Source organism: uncultured Gimesia sp., from assembly GCF_937919775.1.
GTDB lineage: Bacteria > Planctomycetota > Planctomycetia > Planctomycetales > Planctomycetaceae > Gimesia.
In genome coordinates this window covers 1-2,108 of record NZ_CALFPF010000606.1, presented here as the reverse complement: position 1 = coordinate 2,108, position 2,108 = coordinate 1, and the positions used below count along the sequence as shown (strand labels likewise).

Sequence of the window (2,108 nt, the reverse complement as noted above, 5' to 3'; positions counted from 1 at the left end):
GAATATTTTCATAAACGAGACCAGGTCAAAGGAAAATTACGACAGGATGTCGCAACAATTCAACAACGCAGTCATCGAATTTAAAGGTTCGATCAGGATGCTGAACTTTCAAAAATCAATATCCTCAATGAAGTGCCAGATTTTCTGCGCGCTGTTGTTGTCCGTGTTCTTAAACGGCTGCGCGGCGATCCACCCGATCAAGGGGATTCCTGCGCAATATCTGCCTTCTGAATACAAGGCAGATATGCGATCCGGAAAGGAAACCATCGATCTCTCTCTGCTGAGACAGCCGGCGCCAAAACATTACCTGCTTGATTCTGGAGATGTTCTGGGAGTGTATATCGAAGGCGTACTCGGCCAGTTTAAGGATGTGCCACCGGTACATTTTCCTCAGTCTCAGGAAGTAGCCCCCTCGCTCGGTTACCCTATTCCCATCCGCGAAGACGGAACGATCTCGCTTCCACTGATTGGCAGTGTTTTTGCCAGAGGGCTCACACTCACACAACTCGAAGACACAATCCGTCGCAAATATACGACTGAAAAAAGTATCCTGCGAGAAGGGCGCGACCGCATTCTGCTCAGTCTCCAGAAACCGCGATCATACCGTGTGCTTGTAATTCGTCAGGAAAACTCAAGTGACATTGTTGGCAGCAGTGCTGGTACTTTGAATGTCGGAAAATCCAAACGGGGCACCGGTCGCGTTATCAACCTGCCTGCCTACAGTAACGATGTACTGCATGCACTGGCCGAAACGGGTGGCCTGCCTGGACTGGATGCAGAAAATTCGATCTATATTATTCGAGGCGCTGCGCACGGGGTGAACCAGCCGATCAGCCCACAACCTATTCAAACGGGTACCAGCACATCAGATAATTCTACCTCTCGCCACGGCATTCAGCAGGTTTCCGATTCTTATACACCGATTCCGTTTGCAAATCCGACACCAGCCGACCCTGCATTTCAGGTCGGTCAGCCTCTCTATTCAATTGATGGCGGCACGTTTTACGGCTCCGATGAATTCATGGCCCCCACAATCATAAATGAGTCGACAATGCAGAGATCCGGAATTATCAAGATCCCCATTCGTCTGAGCCCGGGCGAACAGATTCATTTGACGCGCGAAGAGATCATCCTGCATGATGGCGATGTGGTGTTTATCGAATCTCGTGAAACCGAAATTTTCTATACCGGCGGTTTACTGGGCGGCGGACAATACACGCTGCCTCGCGATTATGACCTGGATATTCTGGGAGCTATTTCTATTGCCCAATCGGCTCGGGGGGGCGGATCGAGCAAGTCATCCGGAGGTCCTTCCGCATTGAACCAGGACGTCACCATCAGTGCCAGTAACGCGATCATCCTGCGACAGCTTCCCAATGGAACTCAGTTGCCGATCAAAGTCGATCTGTACGAAGCAGTCCGCAACCCCAGCCAGCGCGTTCTGATTCAACCTGGCGATTATGTTATTTTGCAATATACCAAATCAGAAGCCATTGGCGCGTTTGTTGAAAAGCATCTGCTTGAAGGCGCACTGTTCGGACTGGCAGCTTCCAACCTTCAAGGCGGAGGAGGCGGAGGTAACTAGAGCGCATCCATTTAACCATATCGCCTCTCATTCTAATAGACTCGGCCCAAATAGTCCTGGAGACGCTACAGTAAACTTGGACACAGGCTGATCTGCTGAATCAGACTCATGCGATCCGCCCGACATCAGACAGGACGTTGATTACTTTTGGATGACAAATCCCAGTTTTTCGTCGGGAACAGCCAATAAGACACTGCCGGTATGCTGGTTTTCGACCTTTGCTCCGCGGCCGATTAACAGCAGTTTGTCAGTCACGCGTTCCACGCCCAGGCTGCATTCGATATCGTATTTTGCGATGAAATTTAAGTCGACGTCAGCTTTCAGGAGTTTTGTGCCATAACAGCCAAACCACCATTGATTGTCCGCAAACGTTGCCGTTTGAATCCCCATTAAGGTATAGCCGCTTTTCAGGACATGCTTTTTAAGAAATTTGAAGTTCTCGTCATATTCATAGAGGTAATTCTCATTCACGTCTTTGGGAAGCCCGCCCACCACAATGAACTTGCCCTGATGATAAGCGATA

Annotated in this window: 1 protein-coding gene and 1 pseudogene; one reads left to right on the top strand and one right to left on the bottom strand. The window is 49.7% G+C overall.

The window, feature by feature from the left end; genetic code table 11:
• Positions 1-127: 127 nt before the first annotated feature.
• The gene (locus Q0294_RS17465) at positions 128-1,585 is read left to right on the top strand and encodes a polysaccharide biosynthesis/export family protein (protein ID WP_299468021.1); all 1,458 of its coding nucleotides are present in this window, start codon (positions 128-130) and stop codon (positions 1,583-1,585) included.
• Positions 1,586-1,726: 141 nt separating this feature from the next.
• On the opposite strand, the pseudogene Q0294_RS17460 reads toward Q0294_RS17465, so the two are convergent.
• Positions 1,727-2,108 (bottom strand): annotated as a pseudogene (locus tag Q0294_RS17460) (hypothetical protein); the annotation flags it as partial.

What these genes read in the sequence shown, in the direction of transcription:
- Q0294_RS17465 (WP_299468021.1), top strand. Translation starts at nt 128, where the DNA reads ATGAAGTGCCAGATTTTCTGCGCGCTGTTGTTGTCCGTGTTCTTAAAC.